This window comes from Eubacterium sp. 14-2 (assembly GCF_000403845.2).
GTDB lineage: Bacteria > Bacillota > Clostridia > Lachnospirales > Lachnospiraceae > Petralouisia.
Map to the genome: position 1 here is coordinate 1,454,274 of NZ_KE159567.1, position 14,278 is coordinate 1,468,551.

15 protein-coding genes are annotated in these 14,278 nt (G+C 46.6%); 11 read left to right on the forward strand and 4 right to left on the reverse strand.

Features of this window, described 5'->3' with window-relative positions; all coding sequences use genetic code 11:
- Nucleotides 1-38 precede the first annotated feature (38 nt).
- Nucleotides 39-557, reverse strand: a complete 519-nt coding sequence (locus C805_RS13880) for a superoxide dismutase family protein (RefSeq protein WP_016214489.1) — start codon at nt 555-557, stop codon at nt 39-41.
- 167 nt (nt 558-724) lie between these two features.
- On the opposite strand from C805_RS13880, the gene C805_RS13885 reads away from it, so the two are divergent.
- Both C805_RS13885 and leuS read left to right on the forward strand, forming a co-directional pair.
- The gene (locus C805_RS13885) at nt 725-994 is read left to right on the forward strand and encodes a DUF1905 domain-containing protein (RefSeq protein WP_016214490.1); all 270 of its coding nucleotides are present in this window, start codon (nt 725-727) and stop codon (nt 992-994) included.
- Nucleotides 995-1,156: 162 nt separating this feature from the next.
- Nucleotides 1,157-3,565: a leucine--tRNA ligase gene (gene leuS / locus C805_RS13890; RefSeq protein WP_016214491.1), complete on the forward strand. Its 2,409-nt coding sequence runs from the start codon at nt 1,157-1,159 to the stop codon at nt 3,563-3,565.
- 90 nt (nt 3,566-3,655) lie between these two features.
- Here the strand turns inward: leuS and C805_RS25215 are convergent, their stop codons facing one another.
- Both C805_RS25215 and C805_RS13895 read right to left on the reverse strand, forming a co-directional pair.
- Nucleotides 3,656-3,943 carry a hypothetical protein gene (locus tag C805_RS25215; protein WP_016214492.1) on the reverse strand — a complete coding sequence of 96 codons (288 nt, stop codon included), beginning with the start codon at nt 3,941-3,943 and terminating at the stop codon, nt 3,656-3,658.
- 22 nt (nt 3,944-3,965) lie between these two features.
- Nucleotides 3,966-4,280: a hypothetical protein gene (locus C805_RS13895; RefSeq protein ID WP_016214493.1), complete on the reverse strand. Its 315-nt coding sequence runs from the start codon at nt 4,278-4,280 to the stop codon at nt 3,966-3,968.
- Nucleotides 4,281-4,440: 160 nt separating this feature from the next.
- Here C805_RS13895 and C805_RS26700 point away from each other — a divergent pair, with 160 nt between their 5' ends.
- From C805_RS26700 to C805_RS13905, 3 genes are all read left to right on the forward strand, one after another.
- Nucleotides 4,441-4,584 carry a hypothetical protein gene (locus tag C805_RS26700; protein WP_016214494.1) on the forward strand — a complete coding sequence of 48 codons (144 nt, stop codon included), beginning with the start codon at nt 4,441-4,443 and terminating at the stop codon, nt 4,582-4,584.
- A gap of 105 nt (nt 4,585-4,689) precedes the next feature.
- Nucleotides 4,690-6,876, forward strand: a complete 2,187-nt coding sequence (locus C805_RS13900; protein WP_016214495.1) for a hybrid sensor histidine kinase/response regulator — start codon at nt 4,690-4,692, stop codon at nt 6,874-6,876.
- A gap of 232 nt (nt 6,877-7,108) precedes the next feature.
- Nucleotides 7,109-8,809 carry a methyl-accepting chemotaxis protein gene (locus tag C805_RS13905; protein WP_016214496.1) on the forward strand — a complete coding sequence of 567 codons (1,701 nt, stop codon included), beginning with the start codon at nt 7,109-7,111 and terminating at the stop codon, nt 8,807-8,809.
- A 145-nt stretch (nt 8,810-8,954) separates the two neighbouring features.
- Here C805_RS13905 and C805_RS13910 read toward each other — a convergent pair whose 3' ends face one another.
- On the reverse strand, nt 8,955-9,194 hold the full coding sequence (locus tag C805_RS13910) for a hypothetical protein (protein WP_016214497.1): 240 nt from the start codon (nt 9,192-9,194) through the stop codon (nt 8,955-8,957).
- A 182-nt stretch (nt 9,195-9,376) separates the two neighbouring features.
- Here C805_RS13910 and C805_RS13915 point away from each other — a divergent pair, with 182 nt between their 5' ends.
- From C805_RS13915 to C805_RS13940, 6 genes are read left to right on the forward strand one after another with little or no spacing between them, the layout of a single operon-like run.
- On the forward strand, nt 9,377-10,420 hold the full coding sequence (locus tag C805_RS13915) for a response regulator (protein ID WP_016214498.1): 1,044 nt from the start codon (nt 9,377-9,379) through the stop codon (nt 10,418-10,420).
- Nucleotides 10,413-10,724, forward strand: coding sequence for a hypothetical protein (locus C805_RS13920; RefSeq protein WP_016214499.1), 312 nt, complete (start codon nt 10,413-10,415; stop codon nt 10,722-10,724). Before C805_RS13915 ends, C805_RS13920 begins: the two co-directional genes overlap by 8 nt.
- Before the next feature lie 2 nt (nt 10,725-10,726).
- A complete protein-coding gene (locus tag C805_RS13925) occupies nt 10,727-11,563 on the forward strand; it encodes a V-type ATPase subunit (protein WP_016214500.1) in 837 nt (278 codons plus the stop codon).
- Between the two features lie 50 nt (nt 11,564-11,613).
- The gene (locus C805_RS13930) at nt 11,614-13,521 is read left to right on the forward strand and encodes a V-type ATP synthase subunit I (RefSeq protein WP_016214501.1); all 1,908 of its coding nucleotides are present in this window, start codon (nt 11,614-11,616) and stop codon (nt 13,519-13,521) included.
- Between the two features lie 12 nt (nt 13,522-13,533).
- Nucleotides 13,534-13,953 (forward strand): ATP synthase subunit C, encoded by a 420-nt coding sequence (locus C805_RS13935; protein WP_016214502.1) that lies wholly within the window; start codon nt 13,534-13,536, stop codon nt 13,951-13,953.
- A 14-nt stretch (nt 13,954-13,967) separates the two neighbouring features.
- Complete coding sequence (locus C805_RS13940; RefSeq protein ID WP_016214503.1) at nt 13,968-14,276, forward strand: V-type ATP synthase subunit F; 309 nt, start codon at nt 13,968-13,970, stop codon at nt 14,274-14,276.
- Nucleotides 14,277-14,278: the final 2 nt, after the last annotated feature.

A 14,278-nucleotide genomic window follows, 5' to 3' on the forward strand; every position in this document is an offset into this window, starting at 1 on the left:
AAAGAATCCTGCTTTGCAGGATTCTTTTTATCCCGTTTTTATACGGAATGGATGGTGCCGCAGGCAATTTTTGTGCCGGAATGGCCGGCAGGCTGGGTAGAAAAATCGTCCGGGCTGCTGTGGATAATAACGGTTTTGCCGATAATATCCGGGACTCTGAAGCGGTCAGTGTAATACATCATCCAGGCGGAACCATTGTTTCCGAACAGGGGCGGAAGATCTCCCTCATGGGCCGGGTGCGGACAGAGGGCGGGATTGTAATGGGCTCCTGCATTGGCGTAAGGATCACTGCTGTCTCCGGTACAGGAGTGGCCTTCGTGAATATGGAAGCCAAAAATTTCAGAGCCGCAGGGCACTGTGCTCACAGGGAGACCGTAAATTTCCGCGTTTACCAGGACTCCGGCGCCGATGGGATAAAACCGGACCATGCCGTTGATTTCCCCGGTTCCGGGATTTCCCATAAGCTCTGCATAGGCGGCAGGCATCTGTGAGAGGGCTGTTTCAAGGTAAAGTCTGCCGGGGTTTTCGTAGGAATTGTCTGTATGATGATCTGTCATTAAAATTCTCCTGAAAATGGTTTTTATTGTAATGTTATGATTATAATATGATGGAAAGAAAGGAAAAGTGATTTTCCGGTTTTCTTTCGGAAGAATGCAGAGAAGGACTTTGTTAATTTTTCACTGACCATCTGTTGTGATGAAAAATTCACAGAATGGAGGAGATTATGAACGAAAAAGTATATGTTTTCCAGGCAAAAATCAGAAAAGTACCGGATATCAATGGAGCTTATATTGAGTTTCCCTATGATGTGCGGGAGGAATTTGGAAAAGGAAGGGTGAAAGTTCACGCGGAATTTGACGGTTACCCCTATGATGGGAGCCTGGTGCGAATGAAGACGCCGGGCCATATCATCGGCATTCGCAAAGATATCCGGGAGGCCATTGGAAAACAGCCGGGAGATGTGATAGAAGTCAGGATAAAAGAACGGGAGTGAGGAAACCGGCAAACCACAGGGTTCAGTCCACACTGGGGGTGAACTGCCATGCAAAATGAAGCATTCGGATTTATAAATTCTTGACAAATAGCGGTGGTGTGATAAAATTCTATAGTAAATGACAAATATTTAGTGACAGCGCTGAATTCAGGAGGATATAAAATGGCAGTACCATATAATCACAGAGCTTTGGAAGAAAAATGGCAGAAGATTTGGGATGAGGAAAGGGCCTTTGCGGCTACGGAAGATTATTCCAGACCGAAATATTACGCACTGGTAGAATTTCCTTATCCGTCAGGGCAGGGCCTTCATGTGGGACATCCCCGGCCTTACACAGCCCTTGACATTGTGGCGAGAAAGCGCAGAATGCAGGGGTATAACGTGCTTTATCCCATGGGCTGGGATGCATTTGGGCTTCCCACGGAAAATTATGCGATTAAGAATAAGATCCATCCCAGGGTGGTTACGGAGAACAATGTGGAACGATTTAAAAGCCAGCTTCATGCTCTGGGATACTCTTTTGACTGGGAGCGGGAAGTAAATACCACAGATCCGGAATATTATCACTGGACCCAGTGGATTTTCCTGAAGTTATTTCAGGAAGGACTTGCCTACAAAACGGAAATGCCCATTAACTGGTGTACCTCCTGTAAAGTGGGGCTTGCCAATGAGGAAGTGGTGAACGGTGTCTGCGAGCGATGCGGCGCTCCGGTGGTTCGTAAAGTGAAGAGCCAGTGGATGCTGAAAATCACCGAGTATGCGGAAAAGCTGTTAGAAGGCCTGAAGGATGTGGACTATATTGAGCGTGTAAAAGTGTCTCAGCGGAACTGGATTGGAAAGAGCCAGGGGGCGGAAGTGGATTTCCGGATTGCAGGAAAGGAAGATAAACTTACCGTATATACCACAAGACCGGATACTCTGTTTGGCGCCACCTATATGGTAGTATCTCCGGAACATCCCATTCTGGAAAAATATAAAGATGAAATTAAAAACCGGGAAGAAATTGCCGCATATCAGGAACAGGCTGCCAGAAAATCAGATTTTGAGCGTTCCGAGCTGGCAAAAGAGAAAACCGGAGTGGAAATTGACGGTCTGAGGGCCATTGATCCGGTAAATGATACGGAGATCCCAATCTGGGTGTCAGATTATGTGCTGATGAGTTATGGTACAGGTGCCATCATGGCAGTTCCGGCTCATGATACCCGTGACTGGGAATTTGCAAAGAAGTTCGGCCTTCCCATTATTGAAGTAGTGGCAGGCGGCGAGGACGTACAGAAAGAAGCCTACACGGACGTTGCCACAGGGAAGCTGGTGAATTCCGGATTTCTGGACGGACTGGAAGTGGCAGAAGCCAAAAAGAAAATAATTGAATTTCTGGAAGAAAAAAAGATAGGAAAAGGCAAGACGAATTTCAAGCTGAGAGACTGGGTATTTTCCCGTCAGCGTTACTGGGGAGAGCCGATTCCCATTGTAAACTGCGAAAAATGCGGTTATGTGGCGCTGCCGGAAAGTGAACTTCCTCTGCAGCTGCCGGAAGTGGACAGCTATATGCCTACCGATACCGGAGAATCCCCCCTGGCTGCCATAACAGACTGGGTGAATACCACATGCCCCTGCTGCGGCGGCCCGGCAAAAAGAGAGACGGACACCATGCCTCAGTGGGCAGGCTCTTCCTGGTATTTCCTGCGTTATACAGACCCGAAGAATACAGAAGCTCTGGCCAGTGAGGAGGCTCTGAAATACTGGCTTCCGGTGGACTGGTACAATGGTGGAATGGAGCATACCACCCTTCACCTTCTGTATTCCAGATTCTGGCATAAATTCCTCTATGACCAGGGGATTGTGCCTACATCAGAGCCTTATAAAAAGCGTACCTCCCATGGCATGATTCTGGGAGAAAACGGGGAAAAAATGTCCAAATCCCGCGGGAATGTGGTAAACCCCGACGATATTGTCATGGAATACGGTGCAGATACGCTGCGTACTTATGAAATGTTTATCGGGGCCTTTGATCTGAGTGCTTCCTGGTCAGAAAATGGTGTAAAAGGCTGCCGCAGATTTCTGGAGCGTGTCTGGAAGCTGCAGGAGATTCTGGTGGAAGGAGATGGATACCGCTCTGAGTTTGAGACCAGAATGCATCAGCTCATTAAGAAAGTAAGTTCAGATTATGAGAATCTCAAATATAATACAGCCATTGCAGCCATGATGTCCATTTTGAATGATTTTTCAAAAGCAGGCAGCATCAGCCGGGGAGAATTCCGGACATTCCTGATTCTTCTGAATCCCGTGGCGCCTCATATTACAGAGGAAATCTGGGAAACCTGCGGATACGAAGGAAAGGTGTACCAGTGTACCTGGCCGGAATATGACGAGGCTAAAACGGTGGAAAACACGGCAGAGCTGGCGGTTCAGATTAATGGAAGAACCAGAGCAACTGTGACCCTTCCGGTGGATGTGGATAAAGATACAGCCATTGCAGCCGGAAAAGAGGCAGTGAAAGAGAAACTGACGGGAACTGTGGTAAAAGAAATTTATGTACCCGGCCGGATTATCAATATTGTTATGAAATAAGGGAAAATAAAAGTAATGCCCCGCAGTATGGCGGAAACTTCTGTTTCGGTCATACTGCGGGGTATGTATTTTGTTTCAGCCGGAGGAAATTTATTTCCGCATATTTTTCATCATCTGCATCAGCAATTCCACTTTTTTCTGTTCCTGAGGGGGCATCCCCTGCTTTAATACTTCGATAATCAGGTCACGTTCGGCAGAGGAGAAGTTCATGCCCTGATTTTTCACACTTTCCGAGGCATTTTTCAGAGATTCTGCCATATCCTGAGGATTGGAAGTGCTGGAAGAATTGTTTCTGGCAAGCTCCAGAAGAAACTGCAGCTTGTCGGGAGAAATATTTTTCTGGAGTTCCGGGTTGTTTAATAAATCCTGTGGGTTCATATCGTTCCTTTCTGTGTGAGATTCAGGTGGCGGAAAACAGAGTTCCATAGGTGGAAAACATCTGGACAAAGCCTATAATATTGTCTATTACTTCTTTTTCCCTGTCTGTGCAGTATTCCCGTATGGCGGAGAGCATCTGTACCGGGTCTTCCCGTTCTTCTTCCGAACACATTTTCAAATCATTTCCGGGGTTCTGGAACAGTGCCATGGTGCGCTGCAATTCCATAAATTTCACCAGCATTGCCATATTTTTCTGCCGGGAATTATCCAGGTAGGGAATGGCGGCTTTTATCATTTCAAGGTGCCTATCCTGAATCAGTGTATCAATTGCTTCCATTGTGTTCACCTTTTTTATTTTAATTTATGAGAGACGGAAGCAGGATATGACAGTTTTGCACTTTCCGGCAGTTCAGAAGAAAAAGAGGAACCCCCTTGAACATTAGCAGTTCAAGGGGTATATAATATTTAAGAATGATTTATATCAGGAGATGAAAGTTATGGGAAGATTAGTGATAGATGGCAACAGCGTATATGAAATAGACGAGGAATGTGTCAGGAGAAAGGAAAATCAGGAAAAAAAGCGGGAAAGCAGGAGAGGAAAAAGGCCGGAAGTTCCCTGGCTGAGAAGAGACAGAAAATAAAAGCATATGGACATTGTATTTTCAGGGTGATAAAATAGTAAATGGTAAATATTGTATAAACCTCAGCAGAGGATTTTGATGGAACAGATAAAGGTTGTGTGAGATGTGGAGAAGAAACGTAAAATTATTTGTCTGGTGACAATTATTGCGGCACTCCTTATGGTGACTGCAGTGACAGTTTTCTTTGTGAAGGAGCTGAACCGGAATATTTCAGATAATGTGATCAGCTCAGTCAGTGAGATGGCGGAACATGACAGGGCTACCATTCAGAACCATATTGAGGTCTGCTGGAAAGATTTATATGAGATGGAAGAGCGTCTCAGACATTATGACTGTAAGACTATCGGAGAAATCGAGGAATATCTGAATCTGGAATGCGCTACAAGCGGATTTACACGGATTTGTCTGGTGGGAGAGGATGGCACAGTCTACACAGACAAATACCTGACCGACAGTATGGAAGATGAAACAGGAGCTCTGGATTTTCGGCCTTATTTTTCAGATGGAGAGAAAGAAGTGTTTGCCCGGCTGGATGACGATACGGAAACGGGATGGCTGAACAGAGAGAGTATTTTTTACGGCATCAGGCTGAAAGATTTCAGTGTGGGCGGAACTGAAATGTCTGCACTGGCGGGAGTCAGCGATATTTCTTCCATCAAACACCATATGGTGATTGACAGTTTTATTAAAAACGGGAAAAGCCGCGGCCACAGCGCTCTGATTGACCGGAACGGCAATTATATCGTAGATATCAATAAGGAGATTTACAGGAATAAAAGAAACAATCTGTATGAGCATCTGACACAGGCTCAGTACTCGGAGTTTACGAATGAAGAAGTTGCACAGAAGCTGTCGGATAAAGAAACCTTTGGTTTTTACCATTCTCACAAAGAGGAGGAAAACAGGGAGCTCTTTTACTTTATGCCCTTCGAAAATGAAATGGGCCTGTACTTTATCATGTCGGTAAACGAGGAAGTTTTTCTGGAACAGAGCAGGACATTTACGACTCTGAGCATGACCATGCTGGTATTCAGTATGCTGACTGTAATCGGTATGCTGATGATTGTTATGGTACATCAGATTAAAACCATAGCTGCCAGAGAAAAGGCCCGGTCCCAGAAAGAATTTCTTTCTAATATGAGCCATGAAATCCGCACACCTTTAAACGGCCTGATTGGGATGAATCATCTGATGATGGTTCATATTGACGAGGAGGAACGGAAACCCCAGATAAAGGAATGGCTTAAGAAATCCAACAGTACAGCCGGTTATCTGCTGTCTCTGGTCAACGATATTCTGGATATGTCCAGAATTCAGGCAGGGAAAATGGACATTCTCAGCGAGCCGTTTCTGGTGGAAACCATGATTGATGAAATTGCTGACATGCAGGCGGACAACATAAAGAGCCGGGGTGTGGAATTTACAGTGGAAAAGAATATTACGGTACCCTGCGTGGAAGGGGATGTGACCCGTGTGAAGCAGGTGCTGATGAATATTCTGGGCAATGCTGCAAAATTTACACCCACGGGAAAATACATCAGGCTGACGGTAAATCAGGAAAAGGCGGATGATGCTCATGTGATAACAGTTTATCGATGTGAAGATGGCGGAATCGGGATGTCCAGGGAATATCTGGAGAAAATTTTCGATTCTTTCAGTCAGGAAAAAAACCGGTTTACCGGGAGCACCAAAGGGACTGGTCTTGGCATGGCAATCAGCAAACTTCTGACCGATGCCATGAAAGGTGATATCAGAGTGGAGAGCGAGCCCGGCGTGGGCAGTACCTTTACCGTATCCATTCCTTCTGTTATTGTACAGAAGATTCCCGAAGAACTGAGCCGGAACCCGCAGGAAAATAGCACGGCTGGAAAGGCCGGTGACAGTTCCGTAACATCAGACAGGAAGGTCAGAGTTCTGGTGGCGGAAGATGTGGAGCTGAATGCGGAAGTGCTGATGGAAATTCTGGCCCTGGAAGGATTTGAGGCGGTTCATGCCCGAAACGGGAAAGAGGCTCTGGAACTGTTTCAGTCATCGGAGGAGGGAGAGTTCAACGTTATTCTGATGGATATGAAAATGCCCGTGATGGATGGATGCGAGGCTTCCCGGTTAATTCGAAAGCTGGACAGAAAAGATGCGAAATCGGTTCTTATTTATGCCTGCACAGCCAATACCTTTCAGGAAGACAGAGAGCTGGCGTTAAAAAGCGGCATGGATGATTTTCTGGCCAAACCTATTGATGTGTCTGTTCTGCTGCAGAAGACAGGAAAGGCGGCGGAACAGGGCCGCCTGTGACAGCTCCCAGAGTACCGGGACGGGAATCATATATTGAAAAGTCAGAAATTTACCGGGGGGGGGTAAAATGATAGAAAATTTAAAGCGAAAAGAGGAGGTTTTCTATTGAATGTTTTGCTATGTATGCTATAATATTTATTGTTTGATAAAGCAATTAAAATACTGACGGACAGGGAGAACAGATAACGTCAGGAATATTGCAAAAGCACAGGGAGAAAGGATTGATTGAGTGATGAATGGACAACAGGAGAGTATAGAAAAAAGACTCACCAGCTCTTTTTTTAAGGTGTCAGCCATTACGGTGGCGGTTGCAGCACTGGGATTGCTTGCATTATTGGTGGTATCCAACAGGTATTCCTATGCATTGCATAATTATGGATTTGCACAGGGGGATATTGGAAAGACCATGTTTGCATTTGCAGATGTGAGATCGTCTCTGCGGGCGGCCATCGGTTATGATGATCCGGATGCCATTGCCGCAGTGGTAGAACAGCACGAAGAAAGTAAAACAGCATTTGAAAAATCTTTTGCGGATGTGGAGAAAAGTATCGTTTCGGAAGAGGGCAGAAAAACCTACGAAGAGATTAAAGCTGAGCTGGATACATACTGGGAACTGGACCAGGAGATTATGGATATCGGAGCTACTACGGACCGGGAGCTGTGCAGACAGGCGCAGGATATTGCCCTTGGCGAGCTTGCCGGTGTTTATAACAGCATATATACGAAACTGGAAAGCCTTCTGACTGTAAAGGTAAATGAGGGAAATCAGCTGTCCACGGTTCTTAAAGTGACAGGATGGATTCTGGCGGTTGTGATCGTGGCAGTTGTTGCGGCGGCGATTATGTTTTCCACCAGAATAGGACGTAATATTGCAAAAGGAATTTCAAGCCCTCTGGGAAAACTGGGGGAACGTCTCAAAACATTCGCAGAGGGAGACCTTTCTTCTCCGTTCCCCATGGTGGAAACCGGGGATGAGGTGGAGCATATGGAAAAAGACGCAACAGAGATGGCTGCTAACCTGAATACCATTATTCATGATATCGGGGAAATGCTGGGTGAGATGGCAGGAGGAAATTACGCAGTTCACTCCAATGCTTCCGATAAGTATACCGGAGATTTTGGGAAATTATATGAATCCATGCGCGGATTGCGGGATCAGATGACAGAGACACTGGTGTCTATCGGAGAAGCCTCCGAACATGTATCGGTTGGTTCCGGAGACCTGGCAACTGCTTCCCAGTGCCTTGCGGAAGGTGCTACGGAACAGGCGCAGGCAGTGCAGGAACTCCATGTTACGATTTCTGATATTACGGTTACCATGGAAAAGAGTGCGGAACGCGCAGATGAATCTTATCTGAAAGCACAGCAGTATGCTGACCAGGCAGATAACAGCCGGGAAGAAATGAAATATATGATGGCGGCCATGGAGAGAATTAATGAGGCCTCCACAAGGATTGGAAATATTATTTCCGAAATTGAAGCCATTGCGGCTCAGACAAATCTGCTTTCCCTGAATGCTTCCATAGAAGCGGCAAGGGCAGGAGAGTCCGGAAGAGGATTTGCTGTTGTGGCAGATCAGATACGGGAACTGGCGGACCAGAGTGCTCAGGCGGCAGTAGATACCAGAGAACTGATTGAGGGGTCTGTTCAGGAAGTTACCGAAGGAAACCGTGCGGCAGAACGGGCGTCAAAAGCTATTGAATCTGTTGTGGCAGGGATTAAAGAAATTGCGGATTTTTCCAGAAGTCTCAAAGTGATGGTGGAAGACCAGACAGAAGCCATGCGTCAGGCGGAGTCAGGAGTAAATCAGATTTCTGAAGTGGTACAGAGCAATGCAGCCACTGCAGAAGAGGCTTCTGCTACCAGCGAAGAGCTGTCAGCACAGGCCAGTATACTGGACGAGCTTGTGGGCCAGTTTGTACTGTCGGAGTAAAACTTTATATCAGCAGATATTAATAAATAATCAGGCAGAATGCGGCGGCTTCCCGAATTTGATTCGAGAAGCCGCCGCATTCTGTTTTATCGCACTGAGGCGATCCGCCGCAGGCGGAGAATGCGCTATGCGCATTCTTTTTTAATTAGCAGCAGAAGCCGCCGCCGAATCCATTGCTGTTACCGCCGCAGCAGAAAAGCAGAAGGATAATCCACAGACAGCTGTTACCGCCGCATCCGCATCCGTCGTTTCCGCCGAAGAATCCGTTACCACATCCGCCGCCGCAGCAGCAAAGCAGGATAATTAACCAGATAATAGAGGAACATCCTCCGTTGTTATTTCCTTCGCATCCACATCCACAGTTTGTTGCAGCTAAATCACTCATGTTCAAATCCTCCAATATTTTGATTACAATGTATCATATGTGGGCAGCTTGTATGTGTTTCGCATTGTTTTGAAAAAAATTTTGTAAAATGGCCCGGAGCGTGTTATAATCTAAGGTAAAGCGAAAAGGGTAACAGAATAAAGAAGGGAAGCAATCTGAATTCCCCTGAAGGGAGAATAGTTATGAAGACAGTGGTGATTTTAGATTACGACAGCAAAAGTATGGAAGGCTACAAACGGATGCTGAATTCTGTTCAGGGTCAGTTTGAATGCAAATTTTTTCAGATGCCGGAACAGGCTATGGAATATGTGAGAAGTTATCCGGTGGCAGTATTAATCAGTGAACTGGATATGCCTGTCATGTCGGGAAAAGAAGTGTTTGACATGGTGGAGATGCTTTCGCCTTTAACGGTCAGGATTGCCATGACCCAGATAAAGGATGTAACCCGGACACTGGAGATTTTCAATCATGCCAGGTTGTTTAAGCTGATTTTAAAGCCCTTTTTTCTGGCAGAAGATATTGTGAATCCCATAAAGGAAGCATTGAAGTATCATGAAGCGCTGGAGAAAGAAGAAAGTCAGCGGAAGAAAATGGAAGATGAGCTGCAGCGGCTGAACGGAATTATCCGGGAACTTTCCCAAAGGCTGGAAGAAAAGAAATGGAAGCATACAGGAATCTATAATGTGGCTGTGGGAGTTATCAAGGGAAATCTGAATTCAGAAATGAAAGGAATGGACGCGGCGGCAAGCGGTTATGCGGCGGCTGCCTGCGAAGAACTGCTGCAGGAATTCATGCGTTATTATATGTATGAGGAGCATGGATACCAGTTTTATACGGAACATCTGCAGAAACTGTTTCACCTTCCCAGAGAGGGCTGTGTATTTCAGATACAGAATAAAACAGAACGTCCGGTGCCCAGAGAACTTATGCCTCAGATTGCCTACGGCATGTTTCTGGGAGGATATCTCTGTCAGCAGTTACTTATCTCGTATCGGGCCATTATGCTCATAGAGACAGAAAAGTCAGATTATGTGCTGCGCATGTTCTGTCAGTTTTCCGGAAAAGGGGAAATGTACCGGATTCCGGACGTAAAAACACGGCAGGCAGTCAGGGAAGTCATAGAAGAAATAGCAAAGGCTCTGGCCACCGATATGGTCAGAGGCAGCAGGGATCAGCAGTTCGCGCTGAAACTGTATTTCCGGAGGGAGGATGGACTAAGTGAATGAGATTATTATGGGCCTCTACGAGATAGAAGAACAGGCGGGAAAAATGATGGAGAAAGCAGCTGTGCGCCGGCAGGAACTGCAGGAAGAGAATCGAAAGAAAATGGAAGATTCTGCCATGGAGATGGAAAAGGAACTGGAGGGGCGGCTTGCCATTCTCAGGTCTCAGCTGGAGGAACAGAGTGCCCAGGAGGCAAAGCAGCTTGCGGCCGGAAATCAGGAAGAAATTACCCGCCTGAATGAAAATTATGAGAAAAACCTGGACCGGTTTGCACAGGAAATCGTAGAGAAAATAACAGAGGTGTAGCCATGGCGGGAGAATTGCTGCAGTACAGCGGGCTGATTACGAAAACCAGGGCAATGCGCAGCCGGCTGTTAAAAAGAGAAGATTTTGAACGGATTACGGAATTTCTGACGGTGGAGGAAACCATAGCATTTCTCAGAGAACAGGAAAGCTACGGCAGGATATATGGAGGACGGGAAGAAATCAGGCACCGTGGACAGGTAGAAGAGCTGATCCATAATTCCATTCTGGAAGATTACCGGAAGCTGTACCTGTTTGGAAACAGCCAGCAGCGAAAAGCGCTGGAACTCTATCAGGCTCAGCTCCAGTACGGAGATTCTGTTCCGAATGTGGAAATATCCTATTTTGTAAACGCCTGGAAACAGATTGATAAATTTTCCGGCAGCCAGATGAAAAAAGTTCTCCGGGAAGTGTTCGGAACTCAGATTGACTGGCTGAATATCATGTGGATGTACCGGGGCAAACAGTTTTTCCATCAGAGACCGGAAGAGCTGGAACAAATGCTGATACCGGTACAGTATAAGCTGAAGAAAAGAGAGTGGAAGAAGCTGCTGGAGGCAGAGCAGGGAGAGGAATTCTGCCGGATACTGGCAGATACGGTATATTTTAAAGGAAAAGATGCGCTGGTTAGGATGCAGGATGAGGTTTCCTTTCATCAGGTGATGGAGAAAATGTATCAGAGAATCTGTCGGAAATATCCCGCCTCCATGGCTCCGGTATTCTGTTATTTTTACGAAAAGGAACAGGAAATTGAACACCTGACCACTGCGCTGGAGGGGATACGCTATCAGGTTCCGGCGCGGGATATACGTCAGCTGATTTTACCTGGTACGGGCGCTTAGCCATCAGGCAGCGTACGGTAACATAAAACATAAGGAACGGAGGAGACGCTTTGATTGAGAAAATGAAGTTGTTGCATATTACCGGGCCAAGAAATGATATTGACCGGGTGGTGAAGCTGTATCTTGATAAGTACGACATTCACTTTGAAAATGCAATGACAAGTCTGAATAACCTGAAAAATGTACGTCCCTTTGTGGAAACGAATCTCTACAAAGAGACAGACCGAAAAGGGGAAGAACTGAAACAGTATCTGGAAGTTTCCAGGAGAACGGATCTGGAGGTGACTCCAAAACAGGCGGAGGAAATTGTCCTTGAAGTATACGGGCAGTTAGAAGAGGTGGTCCGCAGCAGGGAGGAGCTGAACGGAAAAATACGTCAGCTCAGAGAATGGATGGCCCAGACCGCTCCTTTTATCGGCCTGGATTTTGAACTCTGCAAGCTGCGGGATTTCCACTTTATTGATTTCCGGTTTGGTCGGATTAAGGTGGATAATTATCACAAGCTGGAGCAGTATGTATTTCACAATCCCTATACCCTGTTTTATGAATGCAATAATGACAGTGAATACGTGTGGGGAGTTTATTTTGTACCCCATACCCATCTGGAGGAAATTGAAGCAGTCTATGCTTCTTTCCAGTTTGAAGATTTTCAGGTTCCGGAAGATCTGGAGGATACCCCGCTGCATGCCTTTGAACAGGCGGAAAAACACCTGAGAGAACGGGAACAGGAGCTGGAAAGCCTTCAGATGCAGGCAGTGGAACTGGTAAAAGCCAGAGAACAGGAACTGCTGGCAGCCTGTGAATGCCTGGACTGCTATTGCAGGAATTTTGAAATTCGTAAATTTGCGGCATGTACCGGCTCAGGGGGCGGAGGAGAGGAACGCTACATACTTTATGGCTGGATGTCAAAAGGGGATGCGGAGAAACTTCAGCGTGAAATTGCCATGGATGAGAAAATCAACTGTGTGGAGGAAGAACCGGGAGATGATCCTGGCAGCAAACCGCCCACCAGGCTGAAAAATCCTGGAATTCTGAAACCTTTTGAGATGTTTGTGGAAATGTACGGGCTTCCCGGCTACAATGAAATGGACCCCACCCTGTTTATTGCCCTGACCTATACCTTTATGTTTGGCGTTATGTTCGGAGATGTGGGACAGGGAGCCTGTCTGGTCGTGGCAGGAATACTTCTCTATAAATTTAAAAATATGCGCCTTGCAGGTATTGTGGCAGTGGCAGGAGTCTGGTCTGTAATCTTCGGATTTCTGTATGGAAGTTTCTTTGGATTTGAGGAAACCATACCTGCACTCTGGATGAAGCCCATGGATAATATTATGACCACTCTGATGCTGGCCATCGGATTCGGCGCCGGATTAATTCTGATTGCCATGGTTCTGAATATGATTAATGCAGTCCGTGCCAGGGAATACGGAAGGCTTTTGTTTAACCAGAGCGGTCTGGCCGGATTAATCTGCTATGGGTTTGTGGTAATCTGTGTACTGTTGTTTGCAACGGGAAACGGCCTTCCGGCCACCATCCTGATTGGAGCGGCAGTGGGAATTCCGCTGATTGCCATTCTGATGAAAGAGCCTCTGAGCCATCTGGTGGAGAAAAAGAGCCGGATTTTCCCGGAGGGCAGCAAGGTAATGTTTTTTGTGGAAGCGCTGGTGGAAGGATTTGACGTGGTACTGAGTTATGCCACCAACACCATTTCCTTTGTGCGCGTGGGCGCTTTTGCCCTGAGCCATGCAGGCATGATGGGTGTGGTTATGACCCTTGCCGGTCTGGAAAAGGGAAATCCCAACTGGATTATTATTGTACTGGGCAATATCCTGGTGGCCTGTCTGGAAGGACTGGTTGTGGGAATTCAGGTGCTTCGTCTGGAATATTACGAGATGTTCAGCCGTTTTTATACAGGAAATGGAAAACCCTTTGTTTCATTCAAAAAAAGAGAACAGTAGGAGGAAATGATAATGATAACAAAAATTATATTAGTGGTGATTTTACTTTGCAGCATGATTATTCCCGTAGGCGGATTTTTACTCAGCAAACGGAAAGAGGGAGGTTTTAAAGCGGCTCTGGCCAGCAACATTTTCTTTTTCTTTGGCACGGTTCTGGTGGCAGATGTGCTTTTGTTTAACGGGAATGTACAGGCTGCCGGAGAGGCTGCGCAGGCAGCGGCAAATGTGGAAGGATGGCGCTATCTGGCAGCGGCATTGTCCACAGGCCTTTCCTGTATCGGTGCGGGTATTGCGGTGGCAAGTGCGGCAAGCGCGGCTCTGGGTGCTTTGAGCGAGGACTCCGGTATTATGGGTAAAGCGCTGATTTTTGTGGCGCTGGCAGAATCCATTGCTCTCTACGGTCTGCTGATTTCTTTTTCCATTCTTGGATAAACAGGAGACAGGCCATGAAAATGTATTTGATCAGTGACAATAAGGATACCTGGACGGGTATGCGGCTGGCCGGTGTGGAAGGCGTTGTGGTGCACGAGCGCCAGGAACTGAAAGATGCGCTGGATGCGGTATTTCAGGATAAAGAAATCGGAATTGTACTGCTGACAGAAAAGTTCGGCAGGGAATTTCCGGATCTGATCGACGACGTGAAGCTGAACCGGCGGCTGCCGCTTCTGATTGAAATTCCGGACCGTCATGGAACCGGACGGAATGAAAATTTCATTACAGATTATGTCAGTGAGGCCATTGGGCTGAAACTTTAGGC

Coding starts and splice junctions, on each gene's coding strand:
- C805_RS26700 (WP_016214494.1), top strand. CDS start 4,441: ATGGGAAGATTAGTGATAGATGGCAACAGCGTATATGAAATAGACGAG.
- C805_RS13940 (WP_016214503.1), top strand. CDS start 13,968: ATGAAAATGTATTTGATCAGTGACAATAAGGATACCTGGACGGGTATG.
- C805_RS13880 (WP_016214489.1), bottom strand. CDS start 557: ATGACAGATCATCATACAGACAATTCCTACGAAAACCCCGGCAGACTT.
- C805_RS13915 (WP_016214498.1), top strand. CDS start 9,377: ATGAAGACAGTGGTGATTTTAGATTACGACAGCAAAAGTATGGAAGGC.
- C805_RS13910 (WP_016214497.1), bottom strand. CDS start 9,194: ATGAGTGATTTAGCTGCAACAAACTGTGGATGTGGATGCGAAGGAAAT.
- C805_RS25215 (WP_016214492.1), bottom strand. CDS start 3,943: ATGAACCCACAGGATTTATTAAACAACCCGGAACTCCAGAAAAATATT.
- C805_RS13905 (WP_016214496.1), top strand. CDS start 7,109: ATGAATGGACAACAGGAGAGTATAGAAAAAAGACTCACCAGCTCTTTT.
- C805_RS13885 (WP_016214490.1), top strand. CDS start 725: ATGAACGAAAAAGTATATGTTTTCCAGGCAAAAATCAGAAAAGTACCG.
- C805_RS13895 (WP_016214493.1), bottom strand. CDS start 4,280: ATGGAAGCAATTGATACACTGATTCAGGATAGGCACCTTGAAATGATA.
- leuS (WP_016214491.1), top strand. CDS start 1,157: ATGGCAGTACCATATAATCACAGAGCTTTGGAAGAAAAATGGCAGAAG.
- C805_RS13925 (WP_016214500.1), top strand. CDS start 10,727: ATGGCGGGAGAATTGCTGCAGTACAGCGGGCTGATTACGAAAACCAGG.
- C805_RS13935 (WP_016214502.1), top strand. CDS start 13,534: ATGATAACAAAAATTATATTAGTGGTGATTTTACTTTGCAGCATGATT.